Source organism: Acidisoma cellulosilyticum (assembly GCF_020621385.1).
Taxonomy (GTDB): domain Bacteria; phylum Pseudomonadota; class Alphaproteobacteria; order Acetobacterales; family Acetobacteraceae; genus Acidisoma; species Acidisoma cellulosilyticum.
In genome coordinates, this window is sequence record NZ_JAESVA010000016.1 from 21,179 (window position 1) to 43,639 (window position 22,461).

The 22,461-nt window shown below is 56.3% G+C and carries 16 protein-coding genes and 1 pseudogene; 6 read left to right on the plus strand and 11 right to left on the minus strand.

All coding sequences use genetic code 11. From position 1 onward, the window contains the following. Positions 1–170 precede the first annotated feature (170 nt). On the minus strand, positions 171–1,367 hold the full coding sequence (locus ACELLULO517_RS26125) for an ABC transporter ATP-binding protein (protein WP_227310436.1): 1,197 nt from the start codon (positions 1,365–1,367) through the stop codon (positions 171–173). Positions 1,368–1,695: 328 nt separating this feature from the next. Next, a complete protein-coding gene (locus ACELLULO517_RS26130; protein ID WP_227310437.1) occupies positions 1,696–3,285 on the minus strand; it encodes a GMC family oxidoreductase in 1,590 nt (529 codons plus the stop codon). Positions 3,286–3,508: 223 nt separating this feature from the next. Here ACELLULO517_RS26130 and ACELLULO517_RS26135 point away from each other — a divergent pair, with 223 nt between their 5' ends. Together ACELLULO517_RS26135 and ACELLULO517_RS29100 are read left to right on the plus strand one after the other, a co-directional pair. Next, complete coding sequence (locus ACELLULO517_RS26135) at positions 3,509–4,945, plus strand: NAD-dependent succinate-semialdehyde dehydrogenase (RefSeq protein WP_227310439.1); 1,437 nt, start codon at positions 3,509–3,511, stop codon at positions 4,943–4,945. A gap of 93 nt (positions 4,946–5,038) precedes the next feature. Continuing rightward, positions 5,039–5,506 (plus strand): flavin reductase family protein, encoded by a 468-nt coding sequence (locus ACELLULO517_RS29100; protein WP_227310548.1) that lies wholly within the window; start codon positions 5,039–5,041, stop codon positions 5,504–5,506. A 122-nt stretch (positions 5,507–5,628) separates the two neighbouring features. On the opposite strand, the gene ACELLULO517_RS26145 is transcribed toward ACELLULO517_RS29100, so the two are convergent. Beyond that, positions 5,629–7,377 (minus strand): sigma-54-dependent Fis family transcriptional regulator, encoded by a 1,749-nt coding sequence (locus ACELLULO517_RS26145; protein ID WP_227310440.1) that lies wholly within the window; start codon positions 7,375–7,377, stop codon positions 5,629–5,631. Positions 7,378–7,908: 531 nt separating this feature from the next. Between ACELLULO517_RS26145 and ACELLULO517_RS26150 the strand changes: the two genes are divergently transcribed. The 3 genes and pseudogenes from ACELLULO517_RS26150 to ACELLULO517_RS26160 form a co-directional block, all read left to right on the plus strand. Then, positions 7,909–9,105 (plus strand): LLM class flavin-dependent oxidoreductase, encoded by a 1,197-nt coding sequence (locus ACELLULO517_RS26150; RefSeq protein WP_227310442.1) that lies wholly within the window; start codon positions 7,909–7,911, stop codon positions 9,103–9,105. 272 nt (positions 9,106–9,377) lie between these two features. Then, entirely contained in the window at positions 9,378–11,531 is a 2,154-nt protein-coding gene (locus tag ACELLULO517_RS26155; RefSeq protein WP_227310444.1) for a malate synthase G, read from the plus strand. 190 nt (positions 11,532–11,721) lie between these two features. After that, a pseudogene (locus ACELLULO517_RS26160) lies at positions 11,722–12,246 on the plus strand (integrase core domain-containing protein); the annotation flags it as partial. A gap of 221 nt (positions 12,247–12,467) precedes the next feature. Here ACELLULO517_RS26160 and ACELLULO517_RS26165 read toward each other — a convergent pair. Continuing rightward, positions 12,468–12,809: a cupin domain-containing protein gene (locus ACELLULO517_RS26165; protein ID WP_227310549.1), complete on the minus strand. Its 342-nt coding sequence runs from the start codon at positions 12,807–12,809 to the stop codon at positions 12,468–12,470. Positions 12,810–13,377: 568 nt separating this feature from the next. Between ACELLULO517_RS26165 and ACELLULO517_RS26170 the strand changes: the two genes are divergently transcribed. Then, positions 13,378–14,817: an FAD-dependent oxidoreductase gene (locus ACELLULO517_RS26170; RefSeq protein WP_227310446.1), complete on the plus strand. Its 1,440-nt coding sequence runs from the start codon at positions 13,378–13,380 to the stop codon at positions 14,815–14,817. Between the two features lie 451 nt (positions 14,818–15,268). Here the strand turns inward: ACELLULO517_RS26170 and ACELLULO517_RS26175 are convergent, their stop codons facing one another. From ACELLULO517_RS26175 to ACELLULO517_RS26205, 7 genes are all read right to left on the minus strand, one after another. Beyond that, positions 15,269–15,811, minus strand: a complete 543-nt coding sequence (locus ACELLULO517_RS26175; protein ID WP_227310448.1) for an IS6 family transposase — start codon at positions 15,809–15,811, stop codon at positions 15,269–15,271. Positions 15,812–16,005: 194 nt separating this feature from the next. Continuing rightward, on the minus strand, positions 16,006–16,782 hold the full coding sequence (locus tag ACELLULO517_RS26180; RefSeq protein ID WP_227310450.1) for an SDR family oxidoreductase: 777 nt from the start codon (positions 16,780–16,782) through the stop codon (positions 16,006–16,008). A gap of 5 nt (positions 16,783–16,787) precedes the next feature. After that, positions 16,788–17,960 carry a galactonate dehydratase gene (gene dgoD, locus ACELLULO517_RS26185; RefSeq protein ID WP_227310452.1) on the minus strand — a complete coding sequence of 391 codons (1,173 nt, stop codon included), beginning with the start codon at positions 17,958–17,960 and terminating at the stop codon, positions 16,788–16,790. Further along, a complete protein-coding gene (locus ACELLULO517_RS26190; protein WP_227310453.1) occupies positions 17,957–18,886 on the minus strand; it encodes an aldose 1-epimerase in 930 nt (309 codons plus the stop codon). The genes dgoD and ACELLULO517_RS26190 overlap by 4 nt, the downstream gene beginning before the upstream one ends. After that, on the minus strand, positions 18,886–19,932 hold the full coding sequence (locus ACELLULO517_RS26195) for a zinc-dependent alcohol dehydrogenase family protein (RefSeq protein ID WP_227310455.1): 1,047 nt from the start codon (positions 19,930–19,932) through the stop codon (positions 18,886–18,888). Before ACELLULO517_RS26195 ends, ACELLULO517_RS26190 begins: the two co-directional genes overlap by 1 nt. A gap of 23 nt (positions 19,933–19,955) precedes the next feature. Further along, the gene (locus ACELLULO517_RS26200) at positions 19,956–20,948 is read right to left on the minus strand and encodes an ABC transporter permease (protein ID WP_227310457.1); all 993 of its coding nucleotides are present in this window, start codon (positions 20,946–20,948) and stop codon (positions 19,956–19,958) included. 11 nt (positions 20,949–20,959) lie between these two features. Continuing rightward, on the minus strand, positions 20,960–22,450 hold the full coding sequence (locus ACELLULO517_RS26205) for a sugar ABC transporter ATP-binding protein (protein ID WP_227310458.1): 1,491 nt from the start codon (positions 22,448–22,450) through the stop codon (positions 20,960–20,962). Positions 22,451–22,461 lie beyond the last annotated feature (11 nt).

The window sequence follows — 22,461 nt, forward strand, 5'->3', positions numbered from 1 at the left end:
TAGAGAGAGGCGCCATGAAAAGGCAAAGCCAGATAGAAGCAGCCCATCCGGCTAGTCGAGGAAGACGCTCTTCCCGTTAAGAGGATCTTGGGAAGGATTGCTAACCTCTGGCCAAATTTCATCGAAAGACCGGGGGGGGTGTCGCCCATATTGTTGAGCAGCCACAACTGTTACGCAGACAAGAGAAGGGCCTCACCGTCCCGGACATAGCCGGAGAGCAGGTTCACGCCGCTGGCGGCGTCGAAGACATAGAGATCTTCGCTATCAAAGACGAGCTCGACTTGATCGCCTGGACGAATTTGCGAGAAGCTTGGAAATTGAGCTTCTACGGATTGGCCATCGACATCTACAATGACAAATGTTTCCGCACCAGTAGGTTCGACGGCGTGTACAATGCCGCGGATCTTTTGCGTACACCGGCCAGGCGCATCCTGTGTCCAATGAACGTCTTGCGGGCGCAATCCGATATTGACACTGGAGATGTCACCGGATCGAAGTCCCTTAGCTTGACGATCAGACAATTGCGTGTTTCGGCCGAGGCATTTTAAAAAAACACTTTGATCGAACCTTTCGAGAGTCCCCGGAACGAGATTCATCTTAGGCGATCCGATGAATGTCGCCACGAATTCATTGACAGGCTGTTGGTAGAGGCGCTGAGGCGTATCGATCTGCAATAGCTCGCCTTTGTTGAAGACAGCAATTCGATGGCCCATTGTCAGCGCCTCGACCTGGTCATGCGTTACATAGGCCGTGGTGACACCTAACCTACGCTGCAGGTCTGTGATCTCAATGCGCATTTGCGCGCGGAGCGCTGCATCGAGGTTTGAAAGCGGTTCATCAAGCAGGAAGACCTTCGGCTGTCGCACCATGGCCCGGCCCAACGCAATGCGCTGGCGTTGTCCGCCAGAAAGCTCACTTGGCCGGCGTCCCAAAAGTGAATCGAGTCCAAGCATCCTCGCAACTTCGCGAATCCGCTGGTCCGTTAGCTGCTTATCTTCGTGACGGGCACGGGGGCCAAACGCGAGATTTTGATACGTCGAGAGATGAGGATAGAGAGCGTAGCTCTGAAAGACCATTGCAATATCCCGACGGCCTGGTGGAACTAGCGTAACGTCGACTTCGTCGAAAAATATGCTTCCATAGGACGGCGTTTCTAAGCCCGCGAGCATACGCAGTGTCGTGGTTTTTCCGCAGCCAGAAGGGCCAACGAATACAACGAATTCGCCATCAGCTATCTTGAAGTTAATATTTCGAATGGCCGCGTAGTCGGCAAATATTTTCGAAACATTCTCGAAGGTTACGGTCGGCATCGAACCCCTTACCCGGTTGCCCGGCACTGATTGATTTGGAAGATTGCCCAGCTGCATCACAACAAGGCTTCCACCACAAAGATGATAAGGTGGTAATAGCAAAAAGCGTGCCAAAAATTGAATGGGAAGTGTCTAGCGAGGGAAAGCATAGTCGCGATGCCATCATCATTATGGCTCGTCGAATTTTGCGATTGAGGGAATCATGTGACGAGTGGTCGGGAAATCGCTTTATTTTGACGAGTGGCTCTAAGCAACTGGCTCACTCGGATGAGTGCGCTCATTATGATTACTTAAAGTGAAGATCAGCGGTAATTCAGTTTCGTCTAGTCACTCTCAGAAAGTCTCGCCTCATCTCAATCGTTGAGATGAGGCTGCCTGTTTGGGATCAGGCGGTGTTTCCTTTGATGAAGTCGGCTGCCCGCTCGCCCATCATGATAGTGGGTGCCGTGAGGTTTCCCGACGGCACGAAGGGCATCACCGAGGTGTCCACCACGCGCAGACCGTCGAGGCCATGAATCCGAAACTGCGGATCAACCACGGCCAACTCGTCCGTACCCATCTTACAGGCTCCACAGGGGTGAAGTGCGCCTTGGCCAGTTTCACGAACGAAGGCTTCGCGTTCAGCTGCCGTTGCAAGCGCGCTTTGGGGCCTGTGGAGATTCTTTATGAATGGCTGTAGCTCCTTTTGAGCCATAATATCCATGCCAATGCGCACACCTTCACCGAGGCATTGCACATCGTATGGGTCGCTCAGATAGCGGGGGTCGACAATCGGCTTGCTATCGATGTCTGAGCCACGCAGGCGAATTTCTCCGCGCGATCTCGGGCGCATTTGGTATAGATTTACGGTGCATCCATTCCCACTGGGCGTGGTTTCAGAGCCCTCTTCAACACCAGCGCCGGGCAGGAAATGATATTGCAAATCCGGGGTTTTTTCGTCTTTATGCCCCCACCAGCAAAGACCGCCTTCACAGACATTACTGGTTACTGGACCATTACGAAACAGAAGGTACTGTAGCCCGGCGGCAGCCTGCCAGCGGAGTTTCTTGTACTTGTCGTAGCTATGTGGACCACTCAGGTCGTAGATGAGGAATACGTCGACATGATCGTGCAGGTTCTTTCCGACTCCTGGAAGATCGTGTATTACCTCAACGCCGGCCGAGCGAAGGTCTGCCGCCGGTCCGATGCCTGATACCATCAGGAGATGGGGAGAGTTAATTGCGCCGGCGCTGAGGATCACTTCCTTGTCGGCGTAAACTCGTTTGACATGGCCCTTCTCTATATACTCCACGCCCCGGGCACGACCACCCTCAACGATGATCTTGGTGACACGCTTTCCAGTCCATACGGTCACGTTGCCACGGCGCTCAGCTGGGTGAAGATAGGCTGCCGCTGCGCTGCAGCGCAGCCCATTGCGCATCATGACTTGGTAGAGACCGCAACCCGCTTGGTCGCCAGAATTGAAATCTGCGTTAAACGGGTAGCCGCTTGATTGGCAAGCTTGTAGCCAGGTTTTGGTGAGAGGATGCGTGGCCCGCGGATCCGAAACCCACAAGGGCCCAGTGGTGCCATGAGACGGTCCAGAAAACCGCTCATTGTGCTCAGCCTTGCGGAAATAGGGGAGCACCTCATTGTAGGACCAGCCTGTGCAACCAGATTCTGCCCAGTGGTCATAATCTTGCGGCACACCACGCATATAGACCATGGCGTTTACTGAACTAGCGCCGCCCATGACGCGGCCCTGAACCATTTCAGGGAATTCCGCTGAGCGTCCAGGGGTTCCGTTTTTGACTTCAAAGCGGGAGAGAAGCGATCCCTTCGCAGTTTTGTAGTAAGTTACCGGTATGTGAATGTACGGGTTTCTGTCGCGAGGGCCCTGCTCGAAGACAAGAATTTCTGCACCATCGAGTTCCGCGAGCCGCGATGCAACAACCGATCCGCCCGGCCCGGTCCCAATGACGATATAGTCAGCCATCTTCCACTCCATTTGCTAGGCTTCGCCAAAGGCCGGCTCCACCTGCAGCCGATTGCACGACTTGCGTTGCGTTGCGTTGCGTTGCGTTGCGTTGTCGCAGGCACGGTATTCGCAATTATCATGCCATATGCCGCGCCGCGAACTGAAGTGGCCCGCGGCTTGCTTACGGCTTCAGTAGCACCCTGCGCAACCGCACGGCGTTGAATGCACTAATGGGGACTTCATGAAATATCCAGACACAGCGCTGTTCATAAATGGCCAATGGCAGCAGGCGCAGAGCGGCGAGACAATCAGCGTCGCGAACCCTGCGACAGGCGAGGCGATCGGCGTCGTTGCGAAGGCGAGTGTAGCAGATCTTGATCTCGCCCTTGCGGCGGCAGGACGCGCGTTTGAGACGTGGCGCGCAACGTCGCCGCTCGTACGGAGCAACATTATGCGCCGGGCTGCCGATCGTCTGCGCCAGCAGGCAGAGCAAACCGCCACCATACTAACGATGGAGCAAGGAAAGCCGTTTAGTGAGGCTATGGCGGAGACCTTGTCGGCTGCTGATATCATTGATTGGTTCGCAGAGGAGGCACGGCGTTCTTATGGGCGGGTCATTCCTGCACGTGCCGACGGGATCTATCAGCTTGTCGTCAAGGAGCCAGTCGGGCCAGTTGCGGCGTTTACACCTTGGAATTTTCCTCTCAACCAAGTTGTTCGAAAGGTGTCTGCGGCGATCGCAGCAGGCTGTTCCATCATCGTGAAGGGCCCTGAGGAAACGCCTGCCTCACCAGCCGCATTGATCGCCTGCTTCGCAGAAGCTGGCTTGCCCGATGGTGTCATTAACCTTGTCTACGGTTCACCGGCAGAAATCTCGTCTTATCTCATCCCGCATCCCGTGATCCGAAAAGTGTCGTTCACCGGATCTGTCGCTGTCGGGAAGCAATTGGCGGCCATGGCAGGGCAACATATGAAGCGCGCAACTATGGAGTTGGGTGGTCATGGTCCTGCTCTGGTATTTGATGATGCCGACCTCCCGAGCGCGGTGGATCGCCTTGTGTTCTCAAAATTCCGCAACGCCGGCCAGGTCTGCGTCGCTCCGACACGGTTTCTCGTGCAGGAAGGTGTCTACGATGCCTTCGTGGAAGAATTTGCCACGCGGGCGGCGGCCTTAAAGCTCGGAAGCGGTTTGGATTCGGAAACCAAGATGGGCCCACTCATTAATGACCGGCGCGTCAAGGCGGTGGAGAGTTTGGTTAGTGATGCAGTCGCAAAGGGTGCAGGTGTTGCCACCGGCGGGCGGCGTGTCGGCAACGTCGGCAGTTTCTATGAGCCGACGGTTCTAACCGGACTGACGACCGAAATGAGCGTGATGCAGGAGGAACCATTTGGGCCCCTAGCACTTATGATTCCGTTTCGCGATCTAGATGAAGCAGTTGCAGAAGCTAACCGTCTTCCTTACGGACTTGCCGCTTACGCATGGACGGGTTCGGCGCGCACGTCGACCTTGCTGGGTCAGCGGATTGAGAGTGGGATGCTAACAATTAACCATCTTGGACTGGCCCTTCCAGAAACGCCATTCGGTGGTGTTAAAGACTCTGGTTACGGGTCCGAAGGTGGGGTCGAGGCAATGGAAGCCTACCTCAATGTGAAATTTGTGTCGCAAGCCGCAGGCTGAATAGACGAGACATGACGGCCGGCGAAACTACGCCGGCCGGTGATCCTAAGGAAATGCGGTATCATGCAAGAGCGTGAAGCCTTCATAAGCGGGATGGCCGCCCTAGCCGGGGGCGTTAACGTTATTACGACGGGGGGCCTAGAGAATTCTGCTGGGCTAACCGCCACGGCGGTTTGTAGCCTATCGGCGGACCCGCCGTCATTGATTGTGTGTGTAAACAAGGAAGCGTCGGCGCATGAAATGTTGTTGGCAGAGCGCCGGTTCGCGGTAAATGTGCTAACTGGTGATCATCGCAGTCTCGCTCTTCAATTTGCCAAGACTAGTTTGAGCGCCAAAGAGAGATTCGGAGGGGCAAGTTGGACGACGCTTGCGACCGGTGCGCCGGTCCTTTCAGGAGCAGCGGCGGTGTTTGACTGTGTTCTCGACCGTGTATACGACGGATATTCGCATTCTATTTTGATAGGCTTGGTTCAACGAACTCTCATTCAGGACGATCCCGACGGATCTGGTTTGGTTTGGCATGGCCGGAGGTTCCGCGGTTTAGTCGACTTGATCAGATAATTAGACCATGTTGCCAAAGGCGGGTAAGGAACCGATTTAGGCCTGCGTTTGAGTGACTAAAGCGTATAAAGCTGCATCCCTCTGCAGGATGCAGCTTTATACTTGAACCCGGAGAGTTGTGCTCAGTTAGTTGGGGACATTTGGATCCGCCGCGTTCCACGCGGCCGGATGCCAAATTCTTTTAGCCGGCGATAAAAGGTCGCTCGGCTCATCTGTAAAGCTTTCGCTGTTTCGGCAGCGTCGTCGTTGTGATCGCGCAGCGCAGCCATCAACATCGCGCGTTCATCGCCGCGTTGTGGGCTGGGAGGCAGGCTAATTGCGGCCGGCGGCGCAATCGCTGTGGACGTAACGCCGGCATTGATCTCGATATCAAAAAACAAATGATCCTCCTGGATCATCCCGTCGTCGGCGACGCAAGCGGCGCGTTGTAGTACGTTGCGCAGTTCACGGAGGTTTCCTGGCCACTCATACGATTGGAGCAACGCCATGGCCGCTGATGACACAGACATCCCAGCACCGGCCGGATAATCGGCAAGAATCTTAGCAACGACTTCTGGAAAATCGGTGCGCTCACGCAGTGTAGGCAGGTTCACAACAACGCCCGCGAGACGATAATAAAGATCGGCGCGGAATCGTCCTTCTCTCGCCGCCTGAGCCACCGAGACATTGGTTGCGGCAATCACCCGTACATCAACGCGGCGAACTGCACCCCCACCAATCGGCGTGACCTCTGCGTTTTCTAGAAACCGCAGCAGCCTAGTCTGCAAGGCTACGGGCATGTCGCCGATCTCATCAAGAAAGAGAGTGCCACCCTCTGCTTGCATGATGCGACCAGTCTGTCCCTCCTTCCGGGCACCGGTGAAAGCCCCGGAGCTATATCCGAAGAGCTCACTGTCGATGAGGGTTTCAGGCATTGCAGCACAGTTTAAGGCCACAAAAGGCTTGTGTGACCGAGGTCCATCCGCGTGGATGGCACGCGCCAACACGTCCTTACCTGTGCCTGTCTCTCCAAGGAGCAGCACAGGCAGAGTACTACCGCGCACACGTTGCAGTAAGCCCGCATTTCGTATCATTTTCGGATCACTGCCTACCGTCTCAAGGAGGCTGCGGCTTCCGGTTACAGGGGCTCGTGCAACATGGTCAGGCCTACCGCTGCTAAGAGGGGAGCGGATGGGGAAATGGATTTTGCTCGGAATCCGCACCCCGTCGATTTTATGCACCAACGCAACAGACTTTGACGATCCAGGAGTGAAAAAGGAGTTATCTCGGTCAAAATAATTCCACAGCGATTTGCCGTCGATGCCATATCCGGTTGCTCTGAGGAAATTCATCGCGTGCCTGTCGGCAGCGATAAGAGAACCCTCTTCACGTGCGGCAACCAGCGCCATCTGACCGGGGCTCACGCGCATTTCCACCAAACAATGGTCTCGGTGATAGTGGCGGAATAACCGCCTCTCAACCTTTTCAGCCATTTTTATCAGGATGTTATAGGCCATTTGGTGCAATTCTCGCGACACCGATTCCGAACTGGTCGTGATATTGAGCACGCCCAGTATATCACCTGAACTGGCAAAAACGGGCGCTGCAGCGCAGCAATTGTCGGTATAACGGCTGAGAAAATGATCCGATTTATAGAGAGAAACTGGCCGTGCTTCCCAGAGCGAGGTGCCGACGCCGTTGGTTCCTTCCGTTTCTTCAGTCCAAAGAGAACCAGGACACTCCAAGCTCGGCACCCCTCCGGCGCCGCTAGCTGGGAGGTTCAATATTGTGACACCAGCCTTGGTGCAGAATGAGACCTCGTAGCCGGAAGGATTTATTAATGCAGATAGCTCGAACAGACCAAGCTCAATGATATCCCGATAGGGCTCCAAGGGCTCTGCTTGCCGGCGCCACTCTGTGCGCATGAGTGTATGGGGACGCCGCCGCTGAATGGGGTCGAGCTTGTGCACTTCGATACAACGACGCCATGATACATCGACCCAGTTGTCCGCGTCCCGAGCGGTCAGCGATGACAGTATATGCGCTCGATGTGCGTTCGCGTCGATCATAGCCCCACTCCATCTTGCCTCCACAGGCAAAGGCCAACTCTGAAAGCGTTTTAGTAGGCAAATTTATATAAAGCATGCTCAGCCGCAAGGCAAAAAAAATTTCCGCAAGCTTAGCTGCCTAAACCATGTGCGTAGACGCCTGTCTAAGCAATTTTCATCTCACCTTGTCTCAATTCGTCTCACGCTATGATTGTCACCCATTCTAAATTAGTCGCAGCGATGAGACGCCGCAGTTCGAGGCTGGGCACTCTCCGCTGAACCCACTAATTTTTCTAAAAACATAGATTTTAACGGGGATTTCTTTTTATCTCCGTTAACAAAAACTCCCACTTGTTGACGCTTGCGAATGCTGGCATGGCTCTTGCGATTGACAACTCCTGCATGGCAAGCGGGTGCAAACGCAGCAAGGCTGCATGCTTTGAGCTTGATTTTAAAAGGGAGTTTGAAATGGACCTCGGCCTTTTCATGATGCCGCTTCATGACCAGAAGCGAAACATCACCGACGTTCTGCAGCAAGATCGTGAAGCCATCATCCTTGCGGATAAGCTAGGATTTGCAGAAGCTTGGGTCGGTGAGCATACGACCTGTTCTGCCGAGCCGATTGTGGATTCCCTTCAGTTTCTCGCGACACTGATAGACGCAACGAAGAACATAAAATTTGCTACTGGCGTGCTGAATTTGCCGCAGCAGCATCCGGCGACAGTGGCCGGGCGAGTTGCTCAGTTCGATCATCTTTCGCGAGGCCGCTTCATCATGGGTGTCGGGCCTGGCGGTCTAACATCAGACATGGAATTGTTCGACACGATCAATATGAACCGTGCCGAAATGGTCCTGGACTCGGTTGAGATTATTCATAAGATTTGGGCGTCCGATCCTCCTTACGAGATTCAAGGCAAATACTGGAAGGCAGTCGTTAAGGACCAAGTGATTCATTCACTGGGATTTGGCCCGATGCTTAAGCCGTATCAAAAGCCGTATCCGCCGCTTGCAATTTCTGTGATGAGCCCCTCCTCAAGTAGCGCAAAACAAGCAGGTGAGCGTGGTTGGGAGATCGTCTCTGCAAACTTTACCCCGGCGTCAAACGTCAAAACTCATTGGGAGCAATACGCCATAGGTTGCTCAAATGCGGGACGCAAAGTTGACCGAACCAAATGGCGTGTTGCACGGTCGATTCTCGTAACAGATACGGACCAGGAAGCTGCAGATTATCTAGCTCAGGACGAAAGCGCTTACGGCGCTTATTACGATTATATCATCGAAGACATGGCCGTCTTCAAGATGCTCCGAGTTTTGAAGCCGTCCAAAGAGACCCCAGACGAGGCGGTAACGCGGAAAAATTGCATGGATTGGATGGTGCTTTCAGGGTCTCCGAAAACAGTTCTCGACAAGCTTGTCGCCTTCGTCGACGAGCTAGGCGGGCCGTTTGGAGGTTTGCTCATGACCCAAAAGGATTGGGATGTGCCTAGCGTTCATCGCCGGACAATGGAGCTACTGGCGCTGGAGGTAATGCCGAAGTTGCGTCAGCACGTCTCAGCAATGCAGACAGCTTGATCCACGACGCCTCCCAGCGAATACTGGGAGGCGTCAGGGACACGAAGTAGATGATTAAATAAGATCCACAAAGAATTTGGATTAGTCGGCACTATAAGCCAATCAGCGGCCTTGCTCGGTCATGGTTGGATGGTAAAAAGATCAAATGGCGACCTAAGGTGAGGACGCAGAACGGCCGCGCCACATGGCAGCAAATGAGAGCGTCTTCGCATAGGCGACCTGCGTCTCAAGTGAAGTCGGACGAATATCGCGGCAACCTAGAGAGAAATCGAGTGACGGATAAAACAATAGCCACCGGAAACCTTGAAGTTGCTAGCGTTCTTCGGGACTTCGTGGTGAACGAGGCGTTAGTCGGGACTGGACTAGACGCTGACGTTTTTTGGAGAAATTTCGAAACTTTGCTAACAGAGTTTTCTCCTCGTAACGAAGCTCTTCTGAAGCTGCGGAACACATTTCAAGCAGAAATTGATGCATGGCATGTTGAGCACCGAGGCGGCCCGCATGATGCGGCCGCTTACAAAGTTTTTCTTTCGGAAATCGGCTACCTCGTTCCTCAGCCGACCGATCTTCTCATCGAGACAGCGGGCGTTGATGACGAAATTGCGCTGATTTCTGGACCACAGCTGGTTGTTCCAGTCACAAACGCTCGCTACGCGCTGAACGCGGCCAATGCCCGTTGGGGTAGCTTGTACGACGCTCTCTACGGAACCGATGCAATCGACGAATTGGACGGCGCTGGACGAATGGCAAACTTTAATCCGGTCCGTGCCGCCAAAGTGGTGGCCTACGCGAAAGCATTCCTAGATCGGACCTTCCCGCTTTCCGAAGGGAGCTACGCGGAAGTTACGGGGTTTTCTGTAGAGAACGGTCAGCTGCAAATACACCAACAGGTCAGAAAAACCGCCCTGCGATCGCCAGATCAATTTGTGGGATTCAAGGGCGCGGATGCTATCCTGCTGAACAACAACAAATTGCACGTGGAGATAGCGATTGACCGAAGCCACAATATTGGCGCGCACGATCTTGCCGGAATTTCCGACATTTTTCTAGAGTCGGCAGTTTCTACGATCATCGATTGCGAGGATAGTGTCTCGGCCGTCGATGCTTCAGATAAGGTCCTTGTTTACCGCAACTGGCTCGGTCTGATGAAAGGCACTCTCACCGCTTCAGTGGAGAAAAATGGCCAGGTTCAGACGCGGACTTTGAATGAAGACCGAATTTATACCGCGCCTGATGGTACGAAATTGGTACTTCCAGGACGTTCTCTGATGCTTGTTCGCAATGTTGGTCATCATATGATGACAGACGCTGTGTTGCTGGGTGGCAGCGAGGTTCCTGAAACCATCTTGGACGCCGTAATTACTACGTTAATCGCAATGCAGGATCTTCGTCAGCCAGGAAAATTCAGAAACTCTCGTGCGGGTTCGATTTATATTGTAAAACCCAAGATGCATGGGCCTGAAGAGGTGAGCTTTGCCAATGAGATCTTCGGGGCGGTGGAGCAATTGCTTGATCTACCCCGGTTTACGGTCAAAATCGGCATAATGGATGAGGAACGCCGCACCAGCGCTAACCTCAAAGCCTGTATATCACGTGCTCGACATCGCCTGGTTTTCATCAACACAGGGTTCCTTGATCGAACCGGTGATGAGATTCATACCTCGATGCAAGCGGGGCCATTCATCCGTAAAGCCGGACTAAAGACTACACCGTGGATACTTGCCTATGAAGATCGCAATGTGGATATCGGCCTTGCCTGCGGCCTAAAGGGCAAAGCCCAGATAGGGAAGGGGATGTGGGCGGCGCCCGACCAAATGGCTGCAATGTTGCAGCAAAAGATTGCCCATCCGCGGGCAGGTGCAAGTACCGCTTGGGTGCCGTCCCCCACAGCCGCAACGTTACACGCACTGCACTACCATGAGATTGACGTCGCCAGCAGCCAGAGCACGATTAGTAATCGCAGCTCAGCGTCTCTCGATGATCTTTTGTCTATCCCGCTGGCGGACGAGGTAAATTATTCGTCCGAGGAGATCCAACAGGAGCTCGACAATAACATACAAAGTATTCTTGGCTACGTCGTGCGATGGATTGATCAGGGAATTGGCTGTTCCAAAGTCCTCGACATACATAATGTCGGTCTCATGGAAGATCGGGCGACTCTCCGGATCTCGTCTCAGCACATAGCAAATTGGCTCCATCATGGGATCGTCAATGAAGCTCAGGTAATGCGCACGCTGAAGCACATGGCGTTGGTAGTCGATCAGCAGAATCGGAGTGATTCCAACTATAGCTGCCTTGCTCCGAATTACGATGGGGCCGCTTTTCGAGCTGCTCGTGAACTTATTTTTAGTGGGGTAAGCCAACCGAATGGCTATACCGAGCTTGTCCTCACCCGGTTCCGAAAAGAGGCAAAGAACGCTCTCTGACGTTGACTAAAAAGACTAGGTCACCCGACTTGGTCCAACCCCCTAGATCTGCACGATCATTGATGTAGTTTTTGGGTGGAGGTGGATGATGCCACGGAGAGTTTATAAGCCCGAAGAGATCATTGCGAAGCCCTGTCAGGTTGAGGTTTTGACCTCGCAGGGCAAGTCGGCTTTTGATGCGATCCGTTCGATCGAGGACCGCACGCATAACGGTCGCAAGATCCGAATGTTGAATATCGTCGACGAATTCACCCGCGAAGCGCTGGCGATCCGGGTCGCCCGGCGGTTGAATTCTAATGATGTCATCGATGCCCTCTCAGACTTGTTCATCTTGCGTGGCGTGCCGGGGCATATCCGTTCAGATAATGGGCCTGAGTTCATAGCCAAGGCCGTGTAGGCTTAGATCGCTGCCGTTGGCGCTCAGACCGCCTATATCACCCCAGGAAGCCCCTGGAAGAATGGTTACATCGAGAGCTTCAATGCCCGGCTGCGCGACGAATTTCTCCACGGAGAAATCTTCTACACGCTGCAGGAAGCGGGGGTTTTGATCGAAGCTTGGCGAAGGCAATATAACACGATCCGGCCGCACTCTTCGCTCGATTACAGGCCGCCAGCACCAGAGGGTCTTAATAGCGCCATCGCCGCAACCCAGTACTCAAAAACGTGGCCTCCTTCATTTCAGCCGCGGCCCAAATCCATCAGATTAACTACATAAAAACTGGACCAGTCATCGGGGCTTGCCAGATGGTGAAAAGTTAGAGTTCAACGGTGGAGAAAGGCCTGGATAGGAGCGGATCTCTTGGACGCTACTCGGCTCGGATCCGGCATTTGCCGTGTTTGGTCCGGTAATGCAACGACTTAATGTCGGCATGATGTTGTCCAATGACAAAGCTGATCTGGGCGGCTAAGGTGAAACCGTAAAACCTGCCCGTGTGGCTAGTAGATAGCGTAGACCTTGCGCAAGGTTTCGATCACTTCCCAGCGCCCGCTCCAGCCCGGCGGCAGAATGACCAAATCGCCGCCGGTAACGTCGATCACGTCACCGGTCGCAGCATTGGTCAGTTTAGCTTTTCCCACGATGATATAGGCAAATTCTGTGTCGTTACGATTAATGACCGGCCAGCCGCCCGGCTGACATTCCCAGATCCCCAGCCGGCCACCGGCCTCGGCCGCGAGCTTTTGGATCGCTAGCTGCGGATCGCCATGATCGGCACCTGGCCGTTGACCTGCTGGGCTTAAAGTCATGTCTCGAATTTCTGCGGCTTTTACGATTGTCATGTTATTCAAAACTAATTTCCTTTACCAACGAGTCTCGCTGTTCGCTTAGTTAGCCGACCGACGGTTTGGCTGCGTTGCGCTCAAGATCATTCAGTGTGCTGCTTCCTGACGCCAGGGCTTCTGCCTAGTTCAACCGGTGGCCCACCTGAATCCATGCATCGCAAAATGCGGTGCCACGATATCTGAAGCTCCTGGTCCGACACTACTGTGATCGGCATCGCGCAAATATCGAGATGGCTGCACGTTAGAATGATCGTAGCAAGAGCCGTGCCAGCCTTTCGGCAAATTTTGGCTGCTGATATTGGCTTTCGGGTAACGGCACAGCCCCTTCCCAACAGAGCGCAGGAAAAAGAAGATACCTACTGATGTTCGGCGTCCTCTGGTCCTTAGAAGAGATGACGTCGCGACGGGTTGGGAGACAATGCGACACATTGAAAATCTCCGGAACACGCTTTGGCCCGGAAAGCCTTCCCTTGCCACCAATCGGATGAGATCAATCTCATTGGCATGTCTTTTGCTCAAATGATTTTGCAAACTGGACCAAGGACGGCCAGGCCGGAGCACACCTATGCTAAATCTGCTGATGCCGCCAAGCAGCTACCGAGAAGAGGACCGTTCCTGGTGGCTAAACGACGTGCGATCGCTGCAAGGCGCCTTAAGGAATCACGCGCGCCTAACCGGCACGCAGACGGCGGATGTAGCTATCATTGGCGGCGGGTTTACCGGCATGTGGAGCGCGCTGGCGCTTTTGGACCGCCACCCCAAGTTACGTATCACTGTTTTGGATGCTTTTCGCTGTGGCGAAGGCGCGAGTTCCCGCAACGGGGGGAAGGCTCATGGCTATTGGTCGAGCCTCGGCCGGCTGAGCCAACAGCTCGGCGCATCCGCAGCCCTTGCCACGGCCAGGCTCGGCGACAAGGCGCAAGACCAGCTACGCAGCTTCTGCACCAGCAGCGGGCGCGATTGTTGGTGGCAGGAAAGCGGCAATCTGGCGATCTCGACGGCCGCGTCGCAGGATTATAAAATCGCCGAAGCCGTGGCCGTTGCCGCGCGCATGGGCGTGGCGGATAGTGTTGTAGCGCTGTCGCAAGACGAAATGGTGCAGCATATCAAGGCGCCACTATTTCGTGGTGGACTGCTCTATCGCGAGGGGGCAACCGTCCACCCGGCCCGTGTCGCCCACTATCTGCGCGCCGAAATCCAAGCGCGCGGTTGCGCGATCTATGAGGATACGCAGATAGCCGCGATTACTCCAACTGAAAACGGTGCCGTGCTGCACAGCGCAAACGGCCAACTAACGGCAGGCAAGGTGATACTAACGACGAACTTCGCTCTCTCCAGCCTGGCACATCTGCGGCCGCATCTCACTAATTTTTCAAGCTATGCCACGATGAGCCGCCCCGCCCCGGAAGCGCTGCGTGGTCATGGCTGGCTGGGCAGCGTCGGCGCGGCCGACCTGCGGATGTTCCTGCATTATTTCCGCAAGGCCGGAGACCGCGTTCTTATGGGTGCGGGCTCCGGTCCCATCGGCTTCGGTCAGGCATTGCAAGCTGAGCGCCTGCGGCAGGACAAGCCATCCCTGCGTCGCCCCGCCAATGCGCTTCAGCGCCTCCTACCCGGGTTTTCTACCCAGGATATCGAGCGCAGCTGGGGTTGGCCTATCGACGTCACCGCCGACAGGCTGCCTTACGCAGCACGTCTCAAAGGGCAAAATATCTTTTATGGCGGCGGGTTCTCAGGCCATGGCGTCAACCCAACCCTGATTATTGGCCAATGCTTGGCGTCTCTGGTGACGGGCCAAGACGACGAATGGACGAGATCACCGTTCTGCCAGCGCAAAATGCCGAGTTTGCCGCCGGAACCCCTGCGGTTTATCGGCGGCTCCGCCGTACGCTGGGGTATCATGAGCTGCGAGAATGACGAAGAAGATGGGCATTCACCCAATATGGCTGCCCGGTTCTGTGCAGCTTTGCCACGTCTGACCGGCATGTCTATTGGGTTACGCTAGCATATAACTGGGCGGAGCCCAAAGGATTGCCGAAAGTAGACTTCCGGAAATCATCTCGAGTCCGATGGACATACAACAGATCGGATATTCCTTTCTGTCCCATGTCAATTATGTGCTCTATTCAATCGGTGAAGAATCGTTCTCGTGCAGCCGCCTGATGAAAGCGTCAAAATGTTGACCATGCAAAAATACGGGCAATTGAGATCCGGCGCTGTGCTAGCTTTAGAGCGAGGCGGCGAATTTCCTGAACCGACCATTGGATGAGCGTCGTCGTGACTTTGCCGTCGTTTTTTTCGGTGTCATGACGTTGGCCTGGTGCCGAACGATCGTCATGTCGGATTGGATTATCCTCCTGTCAGCGAAGCCAATCTCTCTGCGATCATCCGGCTCGCCACGAAGGGTGCTGTCAGGTTGTTGAAATGCGAGTGCGTTTGGGCATGACGGTTGCCAGTCACAGGGTGATTGTGATGCAAGCGACAATGCGCCAGACACGAAAAGCCGCGTCACGAAAGGAGCGATAATCGTCTGCGGGAATGAGATGGCGGCGGAGCTGGAAGTGGCTGTGCATACGGCTATGAGCGGAGAGGAAGCGTTGAGCATGCCGTATCGATTTGAACCGCTGCATCTGTCGCTCACGTCGCCGGGTCGGTTGATGCGAAACCTCTATTCGGCTGTTCAGATAACGGCTTTGTCGGTGTTCAACCTTCGGTAGGATGTCTCGTTTTGCCGCCGCATAACTTTTCAGCTTGTCCGTGACGATCACCCGAGGCGCTTCAGTTCCGCCGCTGAGGAGCTTTTGGAAAAACCGCTTGGCCGCATTCGTGTCACGGTGTTTTTGCACCAGAATGTCCAGCACCACCCCGTTCTGATCGACAGCCCGCCAGAGATAGTGGATCTTCCCACGGATCCGTATAAACACTTCATCGAGGTGCCATTTATCCCCGGGTTTTGGACGACGGCGCTTGAGAGCGGCCGCGCCTCCCCACCCCGGCAACCTGACAGCACCCTCTGGTGCAAGGTTCTCTTTTAAGCGGAATATGAAACGACTAGATTGATATAGATCAGCAGGTAACTGGTTGCAAACTCACACCGTATTGGCCGTTTGCACCATAGCCGTAGGAGCTATCCACTTTTCCGAAGTAAGTTCAAGTCCAGATTGTCCTAGCTCTGTCTCTGGGGTGAAGTATGTCAGTCGTGGTACAGAACGGAACGGCCGCCATCGATCGCGATACTGGCCGCATTGATGAAGGGGGCTTCGTCCGAGGCCAGGAAGACCGCCGTCATGGCGACCTCTTCCGGTCGACCGATGCGCTTCGGCGGGTGTAGATCATAGGCTTTCTGCCGCTCAGCGTCCGGGTCGGGGAAGGTGTTCCAATAGTCGCGGGCGATATCCGTTTCGACATAGCCAGGGGCGATCGCGTTTACGCGCACGCCCCTGGCCGCATATTGAATGCCAAGCGCACGGGTCAGGCCCAATAGGCCGTGCTTCGCTACCGGATAGGGAAAGGTATCGGGGATAATCTTGCTGGAATGACTGGAAGCAATATTGATGATGCTACCGGCGTTTTGCGCCAGCATGGAGGGCAATACGGCTTTGCACATATGCCAGACGCCTTCCAGATCGACGGCAAAGCACCGTTTCCACTCCGCCTCGGTCGTTTCCAGTGGCTCATGGAAGACATTGATACCGGCGTTGTTGACCAGAACGTCAATGCGCCCGAAGGCACCAAGTGTCGCCTCGGCGACGGTGACGGCAGCGGCACTCTCGGCTACGTCGGTCTCGACAAAGAGGCTTTTTGCACCGAGAGACTTCAGCTCGGCCGCCATAGCGGGACCAGTCGTCGTATCACGCTCGGCAATCACCACGATGGCCCCTGCTTCAGCGAAGGCGCGGGCGGTGGCGGCGCCGATACCGCGGCCGGCACCGGTGATGATGGCGACTTTATTCTGAAGTCTAAGTGACATTGTGCTCACCAATCGACCACGGTGCCGTCCGGCAGAACGGCTTCCGTCGCGGTCAGAATTTCTTGTTTAAAAGGATGTTTGGCTGCCACAGCCTCATCAATCTCGATACCAAGTCCTGGGGCTTCCGGTATCTGCCAATACCCGTCCACCATACGAATGGGGCCTTGCAGAACGTCACCATACCAGGGGACGGCCCCCACCATTTCCTCCTGGATGACGAAGTTCGGCGTCGCAATGTCGAAATGCAGGGCAGCGACCCCGGCGAGAGGACCGAGCGGATTATGCGGCGCAATTCCGGCGCCGGCGAGTTCGGCCATAGCCGCGATTTTTCTTGCCTCCGTAAAGCCGCCGACATGACAAAGATCGGGCTGCGCAATGTCGATGACGCGCGCCTGGAAGAAGGGCTCAAACTCCCACCGGTCCACAAGGCGCTCGCCTGCCGCGAGCGGCACGTGAGTACGTGCTGCGATCGATTTCAGGCCTGCGATATCTTGTGGCGGCAGCGGTTCTTCCACAAACAATGGCCGACCCGCTGCCAGTACATCGATATATTGAAGCGCCGAGCCTGCTGAGGCGCATCGACCATGAAAATCGACCATAAGCTCGACGTCGTCGCCGACAGCGCTCCGAAGGTCCTGCATCATGCGCGCAACTTCATCAATCGCACGGACAGGGGCCGTGTAGTGGGTATAAGGGATGAAGACGACCTTCATGGCGCTGTAACCGCGCTCAAGCACTTCGTGGGCGCGCTCGATGAGCGGGCCGGCCGACATCGAATTATAGACGGCATTGATCTCACCCAGGCCGAGATGAGTATAGACCCGCACGCGGTCGCGCGTCTTGCCGCCCAGCAGACGCCAGACCGGCAGACCAACGCTTTTGCCGAGAATATCCCAAAGCGCAACCTCGATTCCGGCGATCGCGCTGCTGCCAATGACGCCGATACGCCAGAAGCCATGCTTGTGCATGGTGCGGACAAGGTTTTCGATGTCGCGGGGGTCTTTGCCGATGATAAGCGGCGCCAGATCATCGACAGCGCCCGTAACGGCTCTCGTCTTCCATTCAAGCGTGGCTTCACCCCAGCCGTAAAGTCCGGGCTGATCGGTATCGACGCGCACGAAAATCCAGTTGCGCATCTTGGCATTGACGACGACCGTCCGAATACTGGTGATTTTCATGAGGGGCTCCGATTGCGAAGAGGCTGAGGCGTGAAACGAACGGCCGCGTTCAGCGTCTCGCCGGGCGCCAGAAGTTTGAGTCCGCCGAGGTCCGCGGCATGGTGGGCATCTGCCTCATGCGTCATGGGTTCGAAGCAGAAGTAGTCCCCGGCGAAATCGGGCTCGAATGCGGTGTCGGACATGAAGACGAAAAAGTCCTGGAACGCGGGATCGGCATCGATATGCAGGCCTAAATCATGCTCGGGCCAAATGATCTCGGCCTTACCATTCCAACCTTTGAAGCCGTTGTTGATCCAGTGGCGGGGAGGGGAGCGTCTTTCGGCAAAATCCAGATCCGGAGGAATGGCAGTCAACGGGCCAGGCATGAACTCAGCCTCCTCCGAAAAGAAGCCGCTCGCACGCGCGCGCAGCGTCATCATGGGCGTCAGGGGAAAATAAGGATGCAGACCCAATCCGAAGGGCATGGTCTCATTGGCGAGATTGCGAATCGAGAGCGCGACAGCGAGCGTCGGTTGGGGCGCAACACTCAGCCGATAGACGATCTCCGCTTCATAATTATAGGGGCTTTGCGCATTTGCTTTCCTGCGCAACGCGAAGCGGATAGTGTCGCTACCTAGGTCCAGCACCTGCCAGTCGTTTAGCCAACCGTCGCCGTGCAAGTAATGTCGGTCCCAGGGCTGATTGGGCTGCAGATAGTAATCCCGACCATGAAGCTGAAACCGATTGTCGCGTACGCGGTTGCAGAATGGCAGGAGCGGGAAGCAGCTTGCCTTGAGTGGATCGCCGTCATGATGGCGAGCATCCCGCATCAGATGCTGCGTGACGCCAGCAGGGCCAGTCCAACGGAAGCCGCAGATGACGGCACCGCGACGGTCCAGATCAACCGCCAACGGGCCTTGCGACAGCGTAAAACGGTCGCCGGTCATTAGTCTTCCATCCGGATGATGACCTTACCCGCCCGTCCGCTGGCCGTGAGCGCATAGGCCTCGGCAGCCTGAGCAAGCGAGAAGCGATCCGTGATGATGTCGCGTGGATAGCGTTTCCAATCGGCCAGATCTTCCGCGCATTGATCCATATTGTGCAAGCTTGTGACCCAGGAGCCGATAATGCGGCGCTGCTTGTGCATGAGGTCGTCGCTGACCTTGAAGGTGACTTCGCCGGTCTCTCCGATATAGACACAGCGTCCCCAGATATGCGTGGCCTGAAGGGCCAGAAGCCGCCCGCGTGCATTGCCCGAACAATCGAGCGTCACATTAGCGCCGCCACGCGTGACCTCCTGCACAGCGCCAAGCGTGTCTGGCCCTGCGACGAAGCCATGAGTGATAAGACCGAGGCGCTGCGCGACCTCGACCCGCTCGACCTGGGTGTCGACGCCGATCGTCATTTTCGCGCCGCGCCCCTGGGCCAGCATGAGGGCCGCTAGGCCAACAGGCCCGAGGCCTACGACCATGACGCTGTCGCTGCCTGACACTTCGCCGCGTAGGATGCCCTCATAGGCTGTGCCAACGCCGCAGGAGATGAAGCAGCCGTCCTCATAGGTCAGGCTGTCGGGCAGCTTCACGAGATCCTTCTCGTCCGCGATCAAATATTCCGCATGGCCGCCGTCGCGCTGCCAGCCGTAAGCTGCACGCAAGGGGTCTGTGCAGCTGATCTGATAGCCCTTGCGGCAGCTCCGGCAGAAACCGCAACCGGAGATGTGATAGACGGAAACGCGGTCGCCTGGCTTGAAGTGCCGGCAGCCCGGGCCGAGCGTCTCTACCTGGCCGCTCGGCTCATGCCCGGCCACGACGCCCTGATATTTGGCACCGCCCTCGCCGATATGCTTGTGATAGATGTAGTGGATGTCGCTGCCGCAGAGGCCGGATGCCTTCATGCGCAGCCGAACCTGTCCGATCCCTGGCTCCGGCACATCGATCTCACGCAGATCAACCTTGTCATCGCCGGGCAGAAAAGCCGCAAGCATCTTTGCCATGATCGCAAATCCTGAACCTTGAGTTAGCGGCCTGCGCGCCCGGAACGGCGCGCGGCGGCGACATTGAGGAGGACGGCAGCGACGATGATGACGCCACGCACGACGTCCTGAACGAAGGAGTTGATGCCGTAGAGGACGAGACCGTCGCCGATGACGGTGATCGCGAGGACACCAAGCAAGGTGCCAAGCATGGAGCCGCGCCCACCGGTCAGTGAGGTGCCTCCAACGACGACACCCGCGATGACGTCGAATTCGAGCCCCGAAGCCGCTCCGGCATTGCCAGTACCCAGGCGCGCCAGCAGCATGATGGCCGTGACCGCCGCCATAAGGCCGGACAGCGTGAAAACCAGGATACGGATACCGGTGACATTGATGCCGCAGAGTCGTGCGGCGCTCGCATTGCCACCGACTGCGTAGACGGATCGCCCGAGCGCGGTTTTGCGCGACACGAAAACGAAGATCGCGAAGAGAATAATCATGACAACGGCCGAGACCGGAATGCCGAAGACATTGTCGCCGATCCAATCGAGCGTGTCGTTGTCATCGAAGCTGACCGGCAGCGCATTCGTCATAAAAAGTGCCAGGCCGCGTAGCGCGCTCCAAAGGCCCAAGGTCGCGACGAAGGAGGGCACGTTGAAGATGCCGCGCAGCACACCGGCGACGCTGCCGAGCAGCGCGCCCAGCACAAGCCCACCACAGAGCGAGACGGCAAGCGGCATATGCCATTTCAGGGCAAAGGCCATGAGGACTGATATAAACGCGACCATGGGACCGACGCTGATATCGATTTCGCCGGCGACGATCACCAGGGTTTGGGCCCAGGCGGCAATGCCGATGGCCGAGCCGTCGCGCAGGATATTGACCTGGTTATTGGCGCTTAGAAAGCCTGGCGAGATGAAACCGAAGATGGCGTAGAGCAGGACGATGATGCCGATCAGGCCAAGTTCGTTGACATGGCCCGCCAGTCGCCCGGATAAGGTTCTGGGGATAGGCGTCGTGATCACGGAAGCCGTCATGGGGAAAATCCTCAGCCGATGCAGGCGGCCAGAAGCCGCTCGGCATCGATGTCAGGGGCTGTATGCTCTTCAGCGATTTGTCCGTCTCGCAAGACCAGAACGCGATCGCAGACCTGATCCAACTCCTCGATCTCGCTTGAGACGAAGAGGATGGCGCGGCCCTCTCGCGCCAGGCCGCGAATGATGTCGTAGATTTGATTCTTGGCTTCGACGTCCACACCGCGTGTCGGCTCATCCAGTAGCAGGATGCGCGATCTGGCATGAATCCATCGCCCGATGACGACTTTCTGCTGATTGCCGCCGGAGAGCGTGCCAATAGGCGTCGTGGTGGCGGCGGTCTTGACGTGGAGCCGTTCGACGACCCCGCGCGTAGCGCGCGCAATGGCCGATGTCGACAGAACGCCGATACGGTCGACCCGCCGAAAATCGGTGATGACGGTATTCTCATCGACACCGAGCAGCGGAATGATGCCGTCTTCCTTGCGGCTTTCCGGCGTATAGCCAAAGCCGCGTCGGATCATGCTCCGGTAGCCGCGACGGGCAATGGCTTTTCCGTCTACGGCGACAATACCCGCAGCCGGTTTCGTAAAGCCCAGGATTGCCTCTATGAGTTCAGTGCGGCCGGAGCCCAACAACCCGGCAATGCCCAGCACCTCACCCTCTTTCAGATCAAGGCTGATGGACTGCAGTTTGGGCGGCAGGGATAGACCCTGCACCGATAGCAGCGGACGACCACCGACCTGTGGTGTAATTTGCCGCGCTTGTTCACTGCGGCCGAGCATCATCTGCACGATATCCTCCGTGCGTGCTTCGGCAACGGGGAGAGTGGAGATGATACGGCCATCGCGCAGGACGGTCGCGGTATCGGCCAGTCTGCGGATTTCGCTCATGCGATGGCTGACATAGAGAACAGCCGTGCCTTGGGCGGCGACATCTCGAACCGCAGCGCATACTTGGTCGACCTCGGCGGCTGCGAGCGAACTTGTCGGTTCGTCGAGAATGACCAGCTTCGGCGTGCCGAGGAACGCGCGTGCGATTTCCACCATCTGTCGCGCAGCCGGGCTGAGTGACGAGACCGGAAGAGAGGGATCGAGCGTGAGGCCGAGACGCGCGAGGGCCTGACGTGCCTCGAACACCATGCGGGCATGGTCCAGCATGCCGCTGCGCCGGAGCCAGGCGCCCAGAAACATGTTCTCGGCGATGCTCATGCTGGGAACAAGACTGAGCTCCTGGTAGACGGCGCGCAGCCCGCGTGCTGCGGCTTCGCGGGTTCGCCCTTCACCTTGTTCGCGGAACGGCTCGCCTGCCAACAGTACTGTGCCGTCGTCGGGGGTTTCTGCGCCGGTCAGCAAGCGGATCAGGGTCGATTTGCCAGCGCCGTTTTTGCCCAAGATGGCGCGCACCTCGCCTGGCTGAACCGCGAAGTCGACGCGGTCCAGCGCGACCACACCCGGATAGCGTCGACTTGCCTGGCGGATTTCGGCAACGGGTATGGTTATCATCAGATCTAATC